The sequence below is a fragment of the Nocardia sp. NPDC050630 genome, from assembly GCF_044457245.1.
Taxonomy (GTDB): Bacteria; Actinomycetota; Actinomycetes; order Mycobacteriales; family Mycobacteriaceae; genus Nocardia.
Window position 1 is genome coordinate 1,267,032 of the sequence record NZ_JBITGN010000001.1, and the last position, 21,018, is coordinate 1,288,049.

The 21,018-nt window shown below is 68.7% G+C and carries 2 protein-coding genes (1 of these 2 cut by a window edge); both read left to right on the forward strand.

The window, feature by feature from the left end; translation table 11 throughout:
• On the forward strand, positions 1–14,721 hold the full coding sequence (locus ACIBG0_RS05430) for an SDR family NAD(P)-dependent oxidoreductase (RefSeq protein ID WP_397029460.1): 14,721 nt from the start codon (positions 1–3) through the stop codon (positions 14,719–14,721).
• Positions 14,718–21,018 carry the 5' portion of a type I polyketide synthase gene (locus ACIBG0_RS05435; RefSeq protein ID WP_397029462.1) on the forward strand. It continues 4,568 nt past the right edge of the window, so 6,301 of the gene's 10,869 nt are visible here — the first part of the coding sequence; its start codon is at positions 14,718–14,720; its stop codon lies beyond the right edge, outside the window. Before ACIBG0_RS05430 ends, ACIBG0_RS05435 begins: the two co-directional genes overlap by 4 nt.

Genomic DNA, 21,018 nt, shown 5'->3' on the forward strand with positions numbered 1-21,018 from the left:
ATGGTCGACGCGAATGAGATCGCCATTGTCGGAATGTCGTGCCGGATGCCCGGCGCTTCCGATCTCGAGAGCTTCTGGCGGTTGCTGCGCGATGGGCGCGAGGCTATCGGCTCCGCTCCCGCAGACCGCCCGCGAATCGAGGAGAAGGCCGGATTCCTGGCTTCGGCATCGGAATTCGACGCCGACTTCTTCGGGGTGGCGCCGAATGAGGCGCGTGCGATCGATCCGCAGCAGCTGCTCGGTCTCGAGCTGAGCTGGGAGGCCCTCGAAGACGCGGGCTACCGCGATCGCGACGGTGCCCGCGCGGGAGTGTTCCTGGGCAGCACCGGAACCGATTTCGCCGAAATCGAGGCGTCGAGGGGTAAGCCCGGCGTCGGCAGGCATTCGTTGTCGGGCGTCGGGCGCGGCGTCGCCGCCAACCGGATTTCGAATTACTACGGGTTCACCGGTCCGAGCATCGTGGTGGACAGCGGGCAGTCCTCGTCGCTGGTCGCGGTGCACCTGGCGTGTGAATCGTTGCGCGGCGGCGAGTGTGATGTGGCCTTGGCGGGCGGGCTGAATCTCATCCTGTCGCCGCTGGGTGGTGAGCGCTACGAGCAGTTCGGCGCGCACTCACCGTCGGGACGGTGCTACACCTTCGATGAACGTGCGGACGGCACGGTTCGCGGCGAAGGCGGCGGCATCGTCGTACTCAAGCCGCTGGCGCGCGCGGTCGCCGATGGTGACCGGATCTACGCGGTGATCCGCGGCAGTGCTATCAACAGCGGCAATGAGCGTCAAGTGCTGAGCGCGCCCAGTGTGTCCGCGCAGACCGCGGTGATCAGGGCCGCGCTGGCGGCCGCCGATGTGGAACCCGCGTCGGTGGATTATGTGGAGTTGCACGGAACCGGTACACCCGCGGGCGATCCGGTGGAAGCGCGGGCCCTCGGCGAGATCTATGGCGCCGGGCGGTCCGGGAGCACACCGCTGGCCGTCGGTTCGGTCAAGACGAATATCGGGCATCTCGAGGGTGCCGCCGGGATCGCCGGCCTGATCAAGACCGTGCTGAGCCTGCGGCATCGGGAACTGGCGCCCAGCTTGAACTTTCACACCGCCAATCCGCAGATTCCACTCGAAGCGCTGCGATTGCGGGTGCAGACCGCGACGGAGCACTGGCCGGGCGCGGCACAGCGCCGGGCGGGCGTGTCGTCGTTCGGAATGGGTGGCACGAACGCACATGTGATTCTGGAGGAGGCGCCGGCGCCGGTCGCGGGTGATGCGGGTGTGGCCGCCGCCGACCGTCCGGTGACCTGGGTGTTGTCCGGGCAGAGCCCGGAAGCGTTGCGGCAGCAGGCTGTTCGATTGCAGGAGTGGCTGGCCGGACATCCGGCCGGTGATGCCGCCGATGTGGCGTATTCGCTCATCCATTCGCGCACGGCGTTGGACTGGCGGGGCGCGGTGATCGGACACGACGCCGACGCGATGGGTGTCGCGCTGGCCGCGCTGGCCGATCCGGCGGCGCAGACCTCGGAAGAGGTTGCCGTGGTGTCGGGTCGTGTGGTGCCGCGTCGGGTGGCGTTTGTTTTTCCGGGGCAGGGGAGTCAGTGGGTGGGGATGGGTGCGGGGTTGTTGGCTGGGGGTGGGGTGTTTGCGGAGTCGGTGGCCGAGTGTGAGGCGGTGTTGGCGCCGTTTGTGGGTTGGTCTTTGACCGCGGTGTTGCGGGGTGAGGCTGGGGCTGGGTTGTTGGATCGGGTGGATGTTGTTCAGCCGGTGTTGTTTGCGGTGATGGTGTCGTTGGCGCGGGTGTGGCGTGCGGCGGGTGTGGAGCCGTCGGTGGTGGTGGGGCATTCGCAGGGTGAGATCGCGGCGGCTGTGGTCGCGGGCGGGCTGTCGCTGTCGGATGGCGCGCGCATCGTGGCGGTGCGGTCGCGTGCCGTCGCCGAGGTGCTGGCGGGTTCGGGTGGTATGGCCTCGATCGGTTCTACGGCGGAGGTGGTTGCCGAGCGGTTGGCGGGTTTCGGGGGCCGGTTGTCGGTCGCGGCGGTCAATGGTCCCGGCCAGGTTGTGGTGTCGGGTGAGGCCGCGGCGTTGGACGAGTTTATGGCGGGGTGTGCGGCCGATGGTGTGTGGGCCAGGCGGATTCCGGTGGATTACGCCTCGCATTCGGCGGCGGTGGAGGCCGTTCGCGACCGGGTGCTGGCGGAGCTGGAATCGATTGTGCCGGTATCGGGTTCGGTGCCGTTCTTCTCGACGGTGACAGCGGATTTTATGGACACCGCCGAGCTGGACGCCGGGTATTGGTACCGGGGGCTGCGTGAGCAGGTGCGCTTCGCCGACGCGATCGAGACGTTACTGGACTCGGGGACGAATGCGTTCGTGGAGACGAGCCCGCATCCTGTGGTGTCGACGGCGATCGAGCTGACGGCGGATTCGATGGGGCTGGCGGACCGGGTCGCGGTCGTCGGCACGCTGCGGCGCGACCACGGCGGCCGCCAGCAGTTCGCCGCGGCCTTGGCACATGCCTACTGCGTGGGTATCGATGTAGCGCCGGAACTGCTGGCCCCACCGGCGCAGCGGGTGGAACTGCCGACGTATGCGTTCCAGCGGCGGCAGTGCTGGACGCTGGATGGCGTGGAGCCGCTTCCGGCTCCGCAGCGCACCGCGTCCCCGGTTCGAAGCAGGCGTGCCGTGGTGGAGGGCCCGCTGGCGCCGCGGTTGTTCGCCGCGGCCGAGCGTGACCGCGACGCGCTCGTGCTCGAGGTCGTGGCCGAACAGGCCGCGGCGGTGCTCGGCCATGATTCGGCCGATGCCGTCGCACCCGATTTGCCGTTCACCGCCGCCGGGTTCGATTCGGTAAGCGGACAACAGCTTCGGAGCAACCTGGCATCGGCCACCGGTGTGCCGTTGCCCGCGACCCTGATCTTCGACCACCCGACGCCGATGGCGGTGGCGCGGCTGGTGCGTGCACATCTGGAAGGGATCGATCCCGATGTGCCACGAGTGACTCACCGGGCCGTCTCCGATGAGCCGATCGCCATCGTCGGTATCGGCTGCCGTTTCCCGGGTGGTGTCGGATCGGCCGAGGATCTCTGGGAACTCGTCGCGGCGGGACGGGACGTGATCGCGCCGTTCCCATCGGATCGAGGCTGGGATCTGGAGCGGTTGTTCGATGCGGACCCGGATAAGCCGGGGACCGTGTACACCCGGGAGGGCGGCTTCCTCGATGACGCCGGCGGTTTCGATGCGAGCTTCTTCGGCGTGGGCCCGCGCGAGGCGGCGGCGATGGATCCGCAGCAGCGGCTGATGCTGGAGGTCTCCTGGGAGGCGCTCGAGGACGCGGGTATCGACCCCGCGTCGCTGCGCGGCAGCGATACCGGCGTCTACGTCGGCGCCTGCTCGTCGGGGTACTCGGCCGGGGTCGTCGGTGAATACGAAGGTTTCCGGCTGACCGGGACATCACACAGCGTGATATCCGGCCGTGTCTCTTATGTTTTCGGTCTGGAAGGCCCGGCGGTCACGGTCGATACCGCGTGTTCGTCGTCGCTGGTCGCATTGCACCTGGCGTGCCAGGCGTTGCGTCAGGGGGAAGCATCGCTGGCGCTGGCGGGCGGTGTGAGTGTGTCGGCGAGTCCGAGTCTGTACGTGGATTTCGCGCGACAGCGAGGGCTGGCGCCGGATGGGCGATCCAAGGCGTTCGCCGCCACGGCCGACGGCGTGACGTGGTCCGAGGGCGTCGGGGTGCTCGTGGTCGAGCGGCTGTCGGACGCACAGCGGCTGGGGCACGACATTCTCGGCGTGGTGCGCGGCAGCGCGATCAATCAGGACGGTGCGAGCAATGGCCTGACCGCGCCGAACGGTCCATCGCAGGAGCGTGTGATCGCGCAAGCGCTGGCCAATGCCGGGCTCCGGGCATCGGATGTGGACGCGGTCGAAGCCCATGGCACCGGAACGGCATTGGGCGATCCGATCGAGGCGCAGGCATTGATCGCCACCTACGGGCAGGACCGGGCGGAGCCCTTGCGGATTGGGTCGGTGAAGTCGAATATCGGTCACGCGGTCGCCGCGGCCGGTATCGGTGGTGTCATCAAGATGGTGGCCGCCCTGCGGCGCGAAACTCTGCCGCGAACGCTGCATGTGGATGCGCCGACGCCGCACGTGGATTGGTCGGCAGGGTCGGTGCGATTGCTGACCGAGGCCGAGCCCTGGCCCGTCTCCGATCGGGTGCGGCGTGCGGGTGTGTCGTCGTTCGGGATCAGCGGCACCAACGCGCATGTGATTCTCGAGGAAGCGCCGGCGGTCGTACCGTCGCCGGACGAAGACGCCGCCGCGGTGGCGACCGATGTGGTTCCTGTGCTGGTGTCGGCCAAGTCCGACGAGGCGTTGCGCGCACAGGCGGATCGGCTGCGGCAGTGGATGATCGACCGGCCCGATGCCGGTGTCGCCGATATCGCGTATTCCTCGGTCGAGACACGCGGACACTTCGATCGGCGCGGCGCGGTTGTGGGCCGCGACCGGGAACAGGTGTTGGCCGGTCTCGCCGCTCTCGCCTCGGGCGAGGCGTCGTCGTCGGTCCTCGAGGGGCAGGTCATCCCGGGGAAGACGGCGTTCCTGTTCACCGGTCAGGGTGCGCAGCGAGCCGGGATGGGCGCGCAGTTGTACGGTGCGTTTCCGGTGTTCGCGTCGGCATTGGACCAGGTGTGCGCCCAGATCGATCCGCTACTCGGCAGGTCGCTGAAAGACCTGATGTTCGATGAGGAGAACGCGGCGCTGCTGGACCTCACGGAGTTCACCCAGCCCGCGCTGTTCGCCTTCGAGGTGGCGCTGTTCCGGTTGGTGGAGTCCTTCGGTATGGCGCCGGATGTGCTGATCGGGCATTCGATCGGCGAGTTGGTGGCCGCCTGTGTGACGGGGGTGTGGTCGCTGGCGGATGCGTGCGCCCTGGTGGTGGCACGCGGGCGGCTGATGGGCGCGCTGCCCGAGGGCGGGGCGATGCTCGCGGTGGCGGTACCGGAGGATCGGGCAGCCGGGATGCTGGTCGAGTTCCAGGGCCGGGTATCGATGGGCGCGGTGAACGGTCCGTCGTCGGTGGTGCTGTCCGGTGACGCCGCGGCGATAGCCGAGATCGAGGACAAGCTGGCCGGCGAGGGAGTCAAGACGTCCCGGTTGCGGGTCAGTCATGCGTTCCACTCGGCGTTGATCGAGCCGATGCTCGATGAATTCCGCAGTGTGGCAATGGGATTGACCTATCACGAGCCGGCCGTTCCGATCGTGTCGAATGTGTCGGGTGTCCTGGCCGGCGCCGAGGTGACCGATCCGGGTTACTGGGTCGACCAGGTGCGTGGCTGTGTCCGGTTCGCACCGGGTATCGAGACCGCGATAGCGGCCGGGGTGCGGCGGTTCATGGAGATCGGCCCCGATGCCGTGTTGTCCGCGATGACTCGACAGTGCCTGGCCGAGATCCCGGATGTGGAGGCCACATCGACGGTGGTCGCCGCGGCCCGGCGTGCGGCCGACGAGCCGACACAATTCGTGTCCGCGCTGGCACAGGCCCATGTGGCAGGTATGAGTGTGGACTTGCGCCCGCTGTCGGCCGGTCGCGGTGCACAGCGGGTTTCGTTGCCCAGCTACGCCTTCCAGCATCGGCGGTACTGGCTGCAGCCTGTCGAAGCGGCGGCAGGCGACTCTGGAGGTCATCCGATTCTGACGGGTGTGACCGAGCTCGCCGATACCGACGAATGGTTGTTCACCGGCCGGTTCTCGTTGCGCACGCATCCATGGATCGCCGACCACATGGCCTACGGCGTCGTGGTGGTGCCGGGCGTGCTGTTGCTCGAGTTCCTGCTCGCCGCCGGCCGCGGGATCGGCTGCGAAGTGGTCGAGGAAGTCATGGTGCAGGCGCCGATCCGGCCCGGTGCGGACGCGGTCGATCTGCAGGTGCTGGTGCAGTCGGCCGATGAGTCCGGGCGGCGTTCGTTCGAATTCTTCTATCGGAATGCCTCCGATGAGGCGTGGGTGCGCAACGCCACGGGCGTGTTCGCGGCGGAGCCGGCCGACGATTCGGCGTTGGTGTCGCAGCTGCGGGACCAGGAGTGGCCACCGGCCGATGCCGAACGCGTGGACGTGGATCGGCTGACGCTTCCCGCGCAGATCACCGAGGACACCGGACTCGAGTACGGTCCGGCGTTCATCGGTGTGCCGGCGGTATGGCAGCGTGGCGATACGGTCTTCTCGGAGGTCGTGCTGGACACCGACGCGGCACCGGAGTCCGGGCACGGTGTGCATCCGGCCTTGATGGAGCTGGTTGTGCATGCCGGGCTGTCCCGCTTGGTTTTCCGGGCCGCGGAGCCCGACCCCGATTCCGGGTGGTTGCTGTTCCAGTGGGGCGGTGCGCGTCTTCACGCGCCGGTGCCCACGGAGGTGACGGAGCTGCGGGTCATGGCGGTGAAAGCGGGAGTGAACACCATCGCCGTCGCGGCCGTCGATACGAACGGCAATCCGATCCTGTCGATCGACGCCGTCATGATGCGTCGCAACGACGCCAAGGAATTCCGGCGCGGCTTGTCCGAGGACGCGGCCTGTCTGTACCAGGTGCACTGGGAGCCTGCCACGGCAGCGTCGGCCGGATCGCCGGCGCCGTCGATGGCCGTGCTCGCGGATTCGGCGGTACCGGGGATCGGCGTGTCATTCGCTTCCGTCACCGAACTCGTTGCGGCGGAACAGCTTCCGGAAGTCGTGGTGTGGCGCGTCCCGGAACAGGCGGCGGATGGTCCGGCAGTGGTGCGGGCCGGGGTGCACAGCACGCTGGCCACGGTGAAATCCTGGCTTGCCGAGGAGCGACTGTCCGATGTCCGGATGGTGCTGCTCACCACCGGTGGGGCGGGGCTGCCCGGGGAGGTGCCGGATGTGGTGGCGGCCGCGGCGTGGGGGTTGGTCCGCAGTGCGCAGTCGGAGAATCCGGGGCGGTTCGTTCTCCTCGACGAGGATCCGGCCGAGCGGTCGGGCGCCGACCGGATCGCGGCGGTGCTGGCCTCGAGTGAGCCGCAGGCCGCGGTGCGGGGTGCGGGAGTTCTGGTTCCCAGGCTCACCCGGACATCGAAGGCCGACGAGGTGCGCGACACCGGCGCGGCGCCGGCTTTCGGCGACGGCGCGGTCTTGATCACCGGTGGTACCGGTGGTCTCGGTGCGTTGTTCGCCCGGCACCTGGTCGCCGAACACGGCGTGCGCAGGTTGGTGCTGTCGTCGCGGCGGGGTCCCGAGGCGCCGGGGGCGTCCGAGCTCGTCGCCGAACTGGGCCGGGCGGGCGCCGATGCCCGCGTGGTCGCGTGTGATGTCGGCGACCGTGATGCGGTGCGAAACCTGTTGGACGCCATGGATTCCGACGGCGGTGTGACCGCTGTGGTGCATACGGCGGGTGTTATCGACGACGGCACCGTGGAGTCGCTGACCAGTGAACAGGTGGACCAGGTGCTGGCGCCGAAGGTGTACGGGGCGTGGTACCTGGACGAGCTGACTCGTGACCGCGATATGTCGGCGTTCGTGGTCTTCTCGTCGATGGCGGGGGTGCTGGGTTCGGCCGGGCAGGGCAATTACGCCGCGGCCAACGCTTTCCTGGACGGTCTGGTGCAGCGGCGCCGCGCGGCGGGATCGGCTGCGGTGTCGCTGGCATGGGGGCCGTGGAACTCCGGCAGCGGCATGACCGGGGAACTGGACAGCACCGCACTCGCACGATGGGAGCGGCTGGGGCTGGGCCGGCTCGGTGATGCCGAGGGCCTGCGGTTGTTCGACGAAGCGGTCGCCGGTTCGCAGGAGCGTCCGGCCGCGATCCGGTTCGACCCGAGCGTATTGCGGCGCGTGTCGGATCCCGATGCGGTTCCGGCCGTTTTGCGCGGTTTCGTACCGCGTTCGATCCGCCCGGCGAAGGCTGCGGGAAAGCCCGCGGCCGGTGCGTTGGCCGAGCGGTTGGCCCAGGTGCCCGAGGCCCGGCGTGCCGACGTGGTATCGGAGGTGGTGCTGGCGCAGGCGGCGGCGGTGCTTGGACATGATTCGGCGGCCGATATCCGGCCCGATCGGCGCTTCGACGAGATCGGTTTCGATTCGCTGGGTGGCGTGGAATTCCGGAACCGGCTGAACAAGGCCACCGGTATTCAGCTGCCGTCGACTCTGGTGTTCGACTATCCGACCCCCGCGGCGGTGGCGAAACTCGTGTTGTCGAAGGTGGAGCCGAAAGCCGCGAGCGAACCGGTCAAGAAGGTGGCCCGCCGGACCCGGACCGACGAGCCGATTGCCATCGTGGGGATGGGCTGCCGGTTCCCCGGCGGTGTGACGTCGCCGGATGAGTTGTGGGACCTTCTCGCCGGGGGAATCGACGCGACCAGTGAGTACCCGTCGGATCGCGGATGGGATCTGGAGCGGCTGTTCGACGAGGACCCGGACAAGCCGGGCACCGTGTACAGCCGTCGTGCCGGATTCCTCGACGGCGCCGGTGATTTCGATGCCGGCTTCTTCGGGATCAGTCCGCGCGAGGCATCGGCGATGGACCCGCAGCAGCGTCATTTGCTCGAATCCTCCTGGGAGGCACTGGAAAACGCGGGAATCGACCCGGTCGCGTTGCGCGGCACCGATGCCGGCGTGTTCGTAGGGGCGTGCTACTCGGGCTATTTCAACCGGGTCACCCCCGAGTTCGAGGGCCATCGGCTCACCGGCACGCAGGGCAGTGTGACGTCGGGACGGCTGTCGTATGTCTTGGGTATCGAAGGACCTTCGGTCACCGTGGACACCGCGTGCTCCTCGTCGCTGGTCGCCTTGCATCTGGCCTGTCAGGCGCTGCGGCAGGGAGAGACCTCGCTGGCCTTGACGGGCGGTGCGACCATCTACGCCGATCCCTATCTCTCCATCGATTTCGCAAGGCAGCGCGGCATATCGCGTGAGGGTCGTTGCAAGTCGTTCGCTGCCACGGCAGATGGCACGGCATTCTCCGAGGGCGTCGGCATGCTCGTGCTCGAGCGCCTGTCGGACGCGCAGCGCGCGGGTCACCCCGTGCTGGCGGTGGTCCGGGGCAGCGCGATCAACCAGGACGGGGCGAGTAACGGTTTGTCGGCGCCGAATGGTCCTTCGCAGGAGCGGGTGATCACCACGGCGTTGGCGAACGCGGGGCTGGAGCCGACCGATATCGATGCGGTGGAGGCACACGGGACGGGAACGCCGCTGGGTGATCCGATCGAGGCGCAGGCCCTGATCGGAACCTACGGGCAGGGGCGATCGAGTGGGCCGCTGTGGCTCGGGTCGTTGAAGTCGAATATCGGGCACACCACGGCCGCGGCGGGTGTGGGCGGTGTCATGAAGATGGTGCTGGCGTTGCGGCACGAGACGCTGCCGAAAACCCTGCACGTGGACGAGCCGAGCCCGAAGGTGGACTGGTCGGCCGGCGAGGTGGAGTTGCTGACCGAGTCGCGGCCGTGGCCGCGCAACGGGCGTGCTCGTCGCGCGGGCGTGTCGTCGTTCGGTGTCAGCGGCACCAACGCCCACGCCATCCTGGAGGAGGCGCCGCTCCCGACTCGCGCCGAATCTCCCATTGCCGCACAAGATTCGGGTGCAGCCGATTCGGATGCCATGTCGTGGATGTTGTCGGCGGTGAGTCCGGAGGCATTGCGGCAGCAGGCTGTTCGGCTCGAGCAGTGGTTGCGCACCCACCCGGATACCGACGCGGCGGACGTGGCGCATTCATTGCTGCGTCACCGGTCGCAGTTGGAGTGGCGCGGTGCGGTTGTCGGTCGCGATCGCGACGGATTGATGGCGGGCCTGGCCGGATTGATCGAGTCGGAGGCGCCGTCGCCCGAGGGGCCCGTCGAGGTGGTGTCGGGTCGTGTGGTGCCGCGTCGGGTGGCGTTTGTTTTTCCGGGGCAGGGGAGTCAGTGGGTGGGGATGGGTGCGGGGTTGTTGGCTGGGGGTGGGGTGTTTGCGGAGTCGGTGGCCGAGTGTGAGGCGGTGTTGGCGCCGTTTGTGGGTTGGTCTTTGACCGCGGTGTTGCGGGGTGAGGCTGGGGCTGGGTTGTTGGATCGGGTGGATGTTGTTCAGCCGGTGTTGTTTGCGGTGATGGTGTCGTTGGCGCGGGTGTGGCGTGCGGCGGGTGTGGAGCCGTCGGTGGTGGTGGGGCATTCGCAGGGTGAGATCGCGGCGGCTGTGGTCGCGGGCGGGCTGTCGCTGTCGGATGGCGCCCGGGTCGTCGCGCTTCGTTCTCTCGTTGTGGCACAAGACCTTGCGGGGCACGGCGGTATGGCCTCGGTGAGCGCGGCCGCCGAGGTGGTTGCCGAGCGGTTGGCGGGTTTCGGCGGCCGGCTGTCGGTGGCAGCGGTCAACGGTCCGGGCCAGATCGTGGTTTCCGGTGAAGTGGCGGCTCTCGAGGAATTTCTGGCGGGGTGTGCGGCCGATGGTGTGTGGGCCAGGCGGATTCCGGTGGATTACGCCTCGCATTCGGCGGCGGTGGAGGCCGTTCGCGACCGGGTGCTGGCGGAGCTGGAATCGATTGTGCCGGTATCGGGTTCGGTGCCGTTCTTCTCGACGGTATCCGGCGATTACGTGGACACGGCGACCTTGGATGCCGGGTATTGGTATCGGGGGCTGCGTGAACAGGTCAGGTTCGCGGAGTCGGTGGCGGCGTTGCAGCGTGCGGGGACGAATGCCTTTATCGAGGTGAGCCCGCATCCGGTGCTGACGATGGGGATCGAGGCGACGGCGGGAGAGCTGGGTCTGGCCGATCGGGTGGCCGTGCTGAGCACGCTGAAGCGTGATCATGGCGATCCGCTGCAGGTCACCACCGCGTTGGCGCGGGCCTACTGTGTCGGCGTCGACGTGGCGGCCGACGCGTTGGCTCCGGTCGTGACACGGGCGCTCGGTACGCTCCGACCCGTCGCTCGGGTGGATCTGCCGACGTACGCCTTCCAGCACAAGCGGTACTGGTTGCAGCCGAGCGCCGCCCGGGATGTGTACCAGTCGGGGCTGGGCGAGGCGAAGCATCCGCTGCTGGGTGCGGCGGTCTGGATGCCGGACTCCGAAGCGGTGGTGTTGACCGGGCGCCTGTCGCTGGCCGATCACCCGTGGCTGGCCGATCACGCGATCAACGGAGCGGCCCTACTGCCGGGGACGGCCTTCGTCGAATTGGCGTTGCATGCCGGGACGATGGTCGGCTGTCCCCGGCTGGCCGAGCTGGTCGTGGCCGCGCCACTGGTCCTACCGGCCGATGGCGCCGTTGAACTGCGGGTGATGGCGGCCGCACCCGATGATGCGGGAGCACGAGCCGTATCGGTGTATTCGCGCCCGCAGAGCGACGGCGAATCGGACCAGGACGGCCCGGGGTCGTCCGGCGCACCGCGCTCGGAATGGGTACGCCATGCCACGGGAACCGTTGTCGCCTCGCCGCTTTCGGCTCCCGAACCGATCGGGGCCGATGCGACGAGCTGGCCGCCCGTCGGAGCGCTGCCGGTACACATTGGCGATGCGTACGCCGAGTTGGCCGAGCGCGGCTACGACTACGGGGCGATGTTCCAGGGGCTGACCGCTTTGTGGCGCCGTGGCGACGAACTCTTCGCGGAGGTCGCGCTGCCGGAGCAGGCACAGTCGGCGGATCGGTTCGGGGTGCATCCGGCACTGCTGGACGCGGCACTGCACACGATCGGCCTCGGTGGGATGAGTGCGCCTGCCGCGCCCGGTGAGATCCTCGTGCCCTATTCGTGGGAGAACGTGACCGTGGACGCGGTCGGTGCCGCGTCGGCCCGGGTGCGAGTGGCGCCGGCCGGGACCGACCCGCAGGACCAGCGAATCACCCTCACGCTCACCGACTCTCGGGGCGCACCGATCGCCGAGATCGCGGCGTTGACCCTGCGTCCGATCCAGATCGGCGCGGTGGGCGCGGCGGCGCCGGACGGCACCTACCGTCTGCGCTGGGTTCCGTTGCCCGCGCCGAATCCGGACGACGTGGCCGCGGCCACGCGGTGGGCGAGCACGGACGACGGCGAGACGGTGACCGTGGACGGCCGGCCCGCGACCGTGATTCGACTCGATGGTCTCGCGAGCGGCGCCACGGCGGCAGCGGACACGGACGTGCCCGATGCGGTGCGGAGTCGGCTGGCCGAGGTCGTGGCGCGCGGCAAGGAGTTGCTGGCCCAGGACCAGCGCATCGTCGTGGTCACCCGAGGTGCGGTCGCGACGGCCGCGGGCGAGCCCGTGGATCTCGTCGGCGCGGCGGTCTGGGGCCTGCTGCGCAGCGGACAGAACGAGCATCCCGACCGGATCACCGTTGTGGACGTGGACCGCTGGGACGACTGTCGCGATGCCGTTGCCACGGCCTTGGCCTCGGCGGACGAGCCCCAGGTCGCGGTGCGCGCCGGCGTTCCCTACGTGCCGCGGCTGACATCCGACCGCGGCGACGTGGTGGGAGGCGGCGACGCGCTGCGGGCCCCGGCGTGGGCGTTGCGTCAGCTCGGCAAGGGCTCCTTGACCGGTGACAACTTCGCTCTGGTCGAAACCCGCACTGCTGTGCAGGAGCTCGGGCCCGGTCAGGTTCGGGTGGGTCTGCGCGCCTCGGGCGTCAACTTCCGGGACGCACTGATCACCTTGGGTATGTATCCGAACCCGGACGCCACCATCGGCATGGAGGGTGCAGGCGTGGTACTGGAGGTGGCGCCGGACGTCACCGAATTCGCCATCGGCGACCGGGTTTTCGGGATGATCGAGGGCATCGGTTCGGTCGTTGTGACCGACAGCAGGCGGCTGGCTCCGATACCGCGGCGATGGTCGTTCGCACAGGCGGCCGCCGTGCCCGTGGTGTTCATTACCGCGTACTACAGCCTCGTCGATCTCGCCGATGCCCGGCCGGGGGAGACGTTGCTGTTGCATGTCGCCACCGGAGGTGTCGGCACGGCCGCTGTGCAACTGGCGCGTCATCTCGGTCTGCGGCTGCTGGTCACCGCCGACCGTTCCAAATGGGATGTGCTGCGCGGCATGGGCTTCGACGATGCGGTCATCGGTGACTCGCGCACCCTCGACTTCGAGCGGAAGTTCCTCGAGGTCACCGGCGGCAGTGGTGCAGACATCGTGCTCGATTCGCTGGAAGGCGAATTCGTCGACGCCTCACTGAGATTGCTACCGCGCGGTGGCCGCTTCCTCGAGATGGTGGCGACCGATCGGCGCGATCCCGGCGAGGTCGCCGAGCAGCACCCGGGCGTGCACTACCGCTACTTCCATCTCGACGAGATCGGGCTCGATCGATTGCGCGAGATCATGAGTGCCCTGGTCGAATTGATCGATACGGGGGTACTGGCACCGCCTCCGATCACCGGATGGGATCTGCGGCAGGCGCCGGAGGCGTTCCGGTTCGTGGGCGAGGGCAAGCATATCGGCCGCAACGTGCTCACCATTCCGACCCCGCTGCGCCCCGACGGCACCGTGCTGATCACCGGCGGTACCGGTGTTCTGGGTGCGATGGCGGCCCGCCATCTCGTCGTCGAGCACGGTGTGCGGCGGCTGGTGCTCGCGAGCAGGCGCGGTCCCGCCGCCGACGGTGCCGCCGGCCTGGCGGAGGAATTGACGGCGCTGGGCGCACAGGTGGACGTGGTCGCCTGCGATGTGGCCGACCGGGAGGCGCTCGACAAGCTGCTGGCGAGTATTGCACCGGAGCACCCGCTCACCGGGGTCGTCCACACGGCGGGTGCGCTGGCCGACGGTCTGCTCGCCGACATGACACCGCAGCAGCTCGCGACGACGCTGCGCCCGAAGGTCGACGCGGCATGGAATCTGCACGAGGCGACCGAGGATCTGGATCTGTCGCAGTTCGTGCTCTATTCCTCGGTCGCGGGCGTGATCGGCACTCGGGGACAAGCGAATTATGCCGCCGCCAATGTCTTCCTCGATGCGCTGGCACACCACCGGCACCTGAGCGGTCTGCCCGCGACATCGGTGGCATGGGGTCTGTGGCAACAGCGCAGCGGGCTGACCGATGCTCTCGGCGAGGCCGACCTGGCCCGGTTGCGGCGGGAGGGAATCGTCGCGCTGGGCGAACAGGACGGGCTGGCGCTGTTCGACGCGGCACTGGTGGATCAGGATTCCGCGCTGGTTGCCGCGCGATTCGACCGGACCGCGCTGCCCGATCCGGTCCCCGCGATATTGCGGGGTCTGGTGCGACATTCGGAGCGGAATACGGTGAGCGACAAGCGCTCGCGCGGCTTGGAGCTGGGCCTGATACCGGAAGCCGAACGGGAGCAGGCCGTCGTGGACTTCGTTCTCGAACAGGTGGCGGCCGTACTGGGCTACTCGTCGGCCGCAGATATCGAGCCAGACAAGGGATTCGACGAGATCGGGCTCGACTCGCTGTCGGGTGTGGAGCTTCGCAACCGGCTGTCGAAAGCCACCGGCCTCCAGATTCCGGTGACGCTCGTCTTCGACTACCCGACCGCCCCCGAACTGGCCGGTTATCTGTACGAGCGATTGGCCCCGGCGGTGGCCGTCTCGCCGGCTGCGGCCGGCACCACATCCGACGACATCGCCCATCTGGCGGCGATGGTGGATCGGGTCCTGGCCGCGGCGGGAGACGACGACGCCACGGTCACCGCACTGCTCGGTATCGGCGACCGGCTTCGGTCCCACCTGGGCGGGAGGTGGCGCGGCGATGAGGACGAATACGCCGACCTCGCCACCCATTCCCCCGACGAGCTGTTCGATCTGATTGATGAGGAGTTCGGTCGCTCATGAGCAACGAGGAAAAGCTCACCCGGTATCTGCGCAAAGTCACCGGGGACCTGCGAACCGCCAACAAGCGCATCCAGGAATTGGAAGAGGGTGCGCGCGAGCCGATCGCGATCGTCGGGATGAGCTGCCGCTTTCCCGGCGGCGTGGAATCCCCCGCGCAGTTGTGGGATCTGGTTGCCTCCGGTGCCGACGCGGTCGGCGGCTTCCCCGTCGACCGCGGGTGGGATCTGGACACGCTCTTCGACCCCGATCCCGGTGTGCCCGGGACGATCTATACGCGCGAGGGCGGGTTCATCCATTCGGCTCCCGAATTCGATGCGGGCTTCTTCGGGATCGGCCCACGCGAGGCCGCGTCGATGGATCCACAACAGCGTCTGACGCTGGAGGCTTCCTGGGAAGCTCTCGAGGATGCGGGCATCGACCCGAAGTCGTTGCGAGGCAGCGACACCGGCGTCTTCGCCGGTGTCTTCCACCAGAACTACGGCCCTCGCATCGGCTCCCCGGCGCTGACGGCGGAGGCCGAAGGTCATGCCGTTCTGGGCGTGTCGAGCTCTGTGCTGTCCGGCCGGGTCTCCTACCTGTTCGGTTTCAAGGGCCCCACGTTGTCCGTGGACACCGCGTGCTCGTCGTCGCTGGTGGCATTGCATCTGGCGTGCCAGGCGCTGCGGCGGGGCGAGACGTCGCTGGCTCTGGTGAGCGGTGTGACCGTGATGTCGGAACCGTCCCATCTGATCGCCTTCGCGCGTCAGCGAGCGCTGTCGGCGGATGCGCGGTGCAAGGCGTTCGCGGCAGCCGCGGACGGGACCGGTCTTTCGGAGGGGCTCGGGATCCTGGTCGTCGAACGGCTGTCGGACGCACGGCGATTGGGCCACGACGTGCTCGCGCTGGTGCGCGGGACGGCGATCAACCAGGACGGTGCGAGCAAGGGGCTGACCGCGCCGAACGGTCCGGCGCAGGAACGGGTGATCGCCGCGGCGCTGGCGGATGCGGGCCTCGGACCGTCGGATGTGGACGTGGTGGAGGCGCACGGGACAGGCACCAAGCTGGGTGATCCGATCGAGGCGGGTGCGCTGATGTCGGTCTACGGTGCGCGGGGTGAGCGTGGGCCGCTGCGTTTGGGGTCGCTCAAGTCGAATATCGGTCATACCAATGCCGCCGCGGGTGTCGCCGGTGTGATCAAGATGGTCGAAGCGATGCGCCACGGTGTGCTGCCGAAGACGCTGCATGTGGATGCGCCCACGCCGCATGTGGATTGGTCCGCGGGCACGATGCGGTTGCTGACGGAGGCCGAGCCGTGGCCCGCGGGCGGGCAGGTGCGGCGTGCGGGTGTGTCGTCGTTCGGAATCAGCGGCACCAACGCTCACGCGATCCTGGAGGAAGCCCCTGCCGATCCGGAGGCCGCCGAGTCGGCAGGCGACTCCGAGCAGGTCGTCACGGCCGAGCCCGTGGCGTCGGATGTCGTCGCGCTGATGATCTCGGCCAAATCCGAGGCAGCGCTGCGAACCCAGGCGAACCGGCTGCGGCAGTGGTTGCTCGACGACCCCGATGCGGATGCCTGGGATGTGGCGCATTCGCTGGCGACCTCCCGGGCGCTGCTGGACTGGCGCGGTGTGGCGGTGGGGCGTGACCGGGAGGAACTGCTCGCCGGTCTGGCCGATCTCGCGGCCGGTTCGCCCGGCGCGATCGAAGGCCGCACGGGTGCGGGCACAACCGCTTTCCTGTTCACCGGCCAGGGCGCTCAGCGCGCGGGTATGGGCAAGAGCCTGTACACGGCCTTTCCGGTGTTCGCGGCGGCGTTGGACGAGGTGTGCGCCCAGTTCGACCTCACGTCGGGACGGCGGCTGAAAGACCTGATGTTCGGCGACTCCGCCGAGGTGCTGGCGCGCACCGAAAACACCCAACCGGCGTTGTTCGCCTTCGAGGTGGCGATGTTCCGGCTGCTCGAATCCTTCGGTATCGCCCCGGATGTGCTGCTCGGGCATTCCATCGGTGAACTGGTCGCCGCGTATGTGGCCGGGGTGTGGTCGTTGCAGGACGCCTGCGCTCTGGTCGCCGCGCGCGGCAGGCTGATGGGCGCGCTGCCCGAAGGCGGCGCGATGCTGGCCGTCGCCGTCGGGGAGGATCGGGCCGTCGAACTGATCGCCGAGCACGCTGGAAGAGTCTCGATCGCGGCCGTGAACGCCCCCTCCTCGGCAGTGTTGTCCGGGGACCTGGAGGCCATCGAGGCGATCGAGTCCGCGTTGTCGGGTACCGGCGTCAAGACCAACCGGCTCGACGTTTCCCACGCTTTCCACTCCGCCCTCATGGCGCCGATGCTGGCCGAATTCCGTTCGGTGGCACGAAGTATCGCGTATCGATCGCCGCGCCTGGCGATCGTGTCGAACGAAACCGGAGAGCTCGCCGGGGACGCGGTGACCGATCCGGAGTATTGGGTTCGGCAGGTGCGGGGGTGTGTGCGGTTCGCTCCGGGAGTGGACACCCTCGTCTCGGCGGGTGCGCGGCGATTCGTGGAGGTGGGCCCGGATGCGGTGCTGGCGGCGATGACGCGTGCGACCGTGGCCGAGAATGCCGAGGTCGAATCGGTGTCGCGGATCGTGGCGGCGGCGCGCCGATCCGTCGACGAGGTGTCGCAGTTCGTCACCGCACTGGCGCAGATCCACGTCGCGGGTGCGCGGGTGGAATGGGCGTCGCTGTTCGCGGGGCGAACGGTGCGCCGGGTCGCTTTGCCGACCTACGGATTTCAGCGTCGCCGGTTCTGGTTGCAGCCCAGTGCCGATGCGGCGGCGTCGGCGGATCATCCGATCCTGACCGGTGTGGTCGGCGTGGCCGGGACCGACGAGTGGCTGTTCACCGGCCGGTTTTCGGTGCGTACGCATCCGTGGATCGCCGATCACATGGCCCATGGTGTCGTGGTGGTTCCGGGCGTGTTGCTGCTCGAATTCCTGCTCGCCGCCGGCGGGCGGATCGATTGCGAGGTGGTCGAGGAGATCATCGTGCAGGCGCCGATCCGTCCCGGTGACGACGAGATCGAAGTGCAGGTCCTGGTCGCGGCCGCGGACGAATCCGGGCGGCGTTCGTTCGAGTTCTTCTACCGCAGGCCGTCCGGCGACGAATGGGTGCGCAATGCGACCGGTTTCCTCGCGCCACGGTGGAATGGCGACTCGGACTTGGTATCCCGGCTCGGTGAGCAGGCGTGGCCGCCGGCCGATGCCGAACTCGTCGATGTGGACCGGGTGGCACTTGCCGAGCAGATCGCGAAAGATACCGGGCTCCACTACGGTCCGGCGTTCATCGGCGTGAATGCGGTGTGGCAGCGTGGCGACACGGTCTTTTCCGAGGCGACGCTGAATACCGACGCGGTATCGGAATCCGGTCGCCACGACCTGCATCCGGCGCTGTTGGAGCTGGTGATGCATGCCGGACTCGCGCAATCCATATTCCGTTTCGCCGAGTCCGATCCGAATACCGGTTGGCTGCTGTTCCGGTGGGGCGGTGCGCGTCTGCACCGGCCGATGCCCGCGGAAGTGACAGCCCTGCGGATCATCTCGGAGAAGACCGGCGCGGATACGGTGTCGGTCGCGGCAGTCGATCCGCAGGGCAGGCCGATCGTATCGGTTGATTCGGTGCTGCTGCGTCCGTACGACGTCGAGGAGTTCCGGCGCGGTCTGTCCGATGATCAGGACGCCGGTCTGTATCGGGTGGGTTGGAAGACCACGGCCCCGCCTCCGGTCCCAGGCTCTATGCCGGCGTCGGCCGTCCTCGCGGACACGGTGGTGCCGGGAATCGCGACATCACACAGGTCCATTGCCGATATCGTTGCCGCGGAACATGTTCCGGATATCGTCGTCTGGCGTCCGGCGATCGCCGGAGAGGTCGTCGACGATCCGGGTGTGGTGCGGGCACGGGTGCACAGCACGCTGGCCGTGCTCGGGACATGGCTCGCCGAAGAACGCCTGTCGGATGCCTCGCTGGTGGTGGTGACCACGGGTGGTGTCGGTCTTCCCGGCGAGGACGCTGCCATGGATGTGGCAGCCGCCGCGGTGTGGGGGTTGGTCCGCAGCGCACAGACGGAGAATCCAGGGCGGTTCATACTCCTCGACGAAGACCCGGGCGAAGCGGTGGACGCCGATCGGATCGCGGCCGTGCTGGCCTCGGGTGAGCCGCAGGTCGCGGTGCGCGACACCAGGATTCTGGTTCCCCGGCTGACCCGCACCGGCGCCGAGGTTCGGAAAGACAATCCCCTGTCGCCGTGGTCGGGTGCGGGGACGGTGCTGATCACCGGTGGCACAGGTGGTCTGGGCGCGGAGTTCGCCCGGCACCTGGTCACCGAGCACGGTGCGCGCAGGCTGGTGCTGACCTCCCGGCGCGGCCCGCAGGCGCCCGGCGCGGAGGAGCTGGTCGCCGAATTGGCGCGGGCCGGAGCCGACGCGCGCGTCGTGGCCTGCGACGTCACCGATCGTGACGCGGTGCGGAACCTGCTGGACGCCATGGACTCCGATGGTGGGGTGACCGGCGTGGTGCATATGGCCGGGGTTGTCGACGATGGCACCCTCCGATCGCTGACCGCCGAGCAGGTGGATCGGGTGCTGGCGCCGAAGGTCGACGGAGCGTGGTACCTGGACGAGTGGACGCGCGGCCGAGATCTGTCGGCATTCGTGGTGTTCTCCTCGATCGCGGGAGTGCTGGGTTCGGCCGGACAGGGCAATTACGCCGCGGCGAACGGATTCCTGGATGGCCTGGTCCGCCTGCGTCGAGCTGCGGGGTTGCCGGCCATATCGCTGGCGTGGGGACCGTGGCACTCCGGCAGCGGGATGGCCGGCGAGGTGGACGGTGCGGCGTTGGCGCGGTTGGGCCGGTGGGGGCTCGGGCAACTCGAGAATGCCGACGGTGTGCGCCTTTTCGATGCCGCTCTCGCGGTCGCGAGCGACGATGGGCGGCTGGCTCCGCTGCGGTTCGACCCGAGTGTGCTTCGGCGCGTCTCGGATCCCGTGGGGATCCCCGCGGTGCTGGGTGGGTTCGTGCGGCGTCCGCTGCCGGCCGCGAGCCGGTCGGAGGCGAGTTTCGCGGCGGGTTCGCTGGGTGAGCGGTTGGCGCGGGTGCCGCACGCGCAGCGCGGCGACGTGGTGCTGGAGATGGTCCTGGGGCAGGCCGCGGCCGTGCTGGGACACGATTCGGCGGCCGATATCCGGCCCGATCAACCTTTCGACGAGATCGGTTTCGATTCGCTGGGTGCGGTGGAGTTCCGCAACCGGTTGGCCAAGGTCACGGGGTTGCGGTTGGCGTCGACCCTGGTGTTCGATCATCCGACTCCCGCCGCGGTGGCGAAACACGTGCTGTCGAGGCACGAGCCGAAGACGACGGGCGGACCGGGCAAGAAGGTCGCGCGCCGAACACCGGCGGATGAGCCGATCGCGATCGTGGGCATGGGATGCCGGTTCCCGGGTGGGGTGAAATCGCCGGACGAACTGTGGGATTTGGTGGCCTCGGGGATCGATGCGACCAGTGCGTACCCATCGGACCGCGGCTGGGATCTGGACCGTTTGTTCGACGAGGATCCGGACAAACCCGGGACCGTATACGCCCGCCGCGCCGGATTCCTCGACGACGCAGCGGATTTCGACGCCGGATTCTTCGGGATCGGCCCGCGGGAAGCGACGGCGATGGACCCGCAGCAGCGGCAGTTGCTCGAGGCATCGTGGGAGGCCCTGGAGGATGCCGGGATCGATCCGGTTTCGCTGCGTGGCACCGATGCCGGGGTATTCGTGGGTGCGTGTTTCTCGGGCTATTTCAACCGGGTGACCCCCGAGTTCGAGGGCTACCGGCTCACCGGAGCCCAGGGCAGCGTGATCTCGGGCCGGCTGTCGTATGTGTTCGGCCTGGAAGGGCCGTCGGTCACCGTGGATACGGCGTGTTCGTCGTCGTTGGTGTCGCTGCATCTGGCCTGTCAGGCGCTGCGGCAGGGTGAGGCATCGCTGGCGTTGTCGGGCGGCGCGACGATCTACGCCGATCCCTATCTCTCCGTCGATTTCGCTCGGCAGCGTGGTCTGTCCCCGGACGGGCGGTGCAAATCGTTTTCCGCCGCGGCCGATGGTGTCGCGTTCTCCGAGGGCGTCGGAATGCTGGTGCTGGAACGGCTGTCGGATGCCCGCCGCCTGGGCCACAACATTCTTGCCGTGGTGCGGGGGACGGCGATCAATCAGGACGGCGCGTCGAACGGTCTGTCCGCGCCGAATGGACCGTCGCAGGAGCGGGTGATCGCGGCGGCCCTGGCCAACGCCGGGCTGCGGCCCGCCGACATCG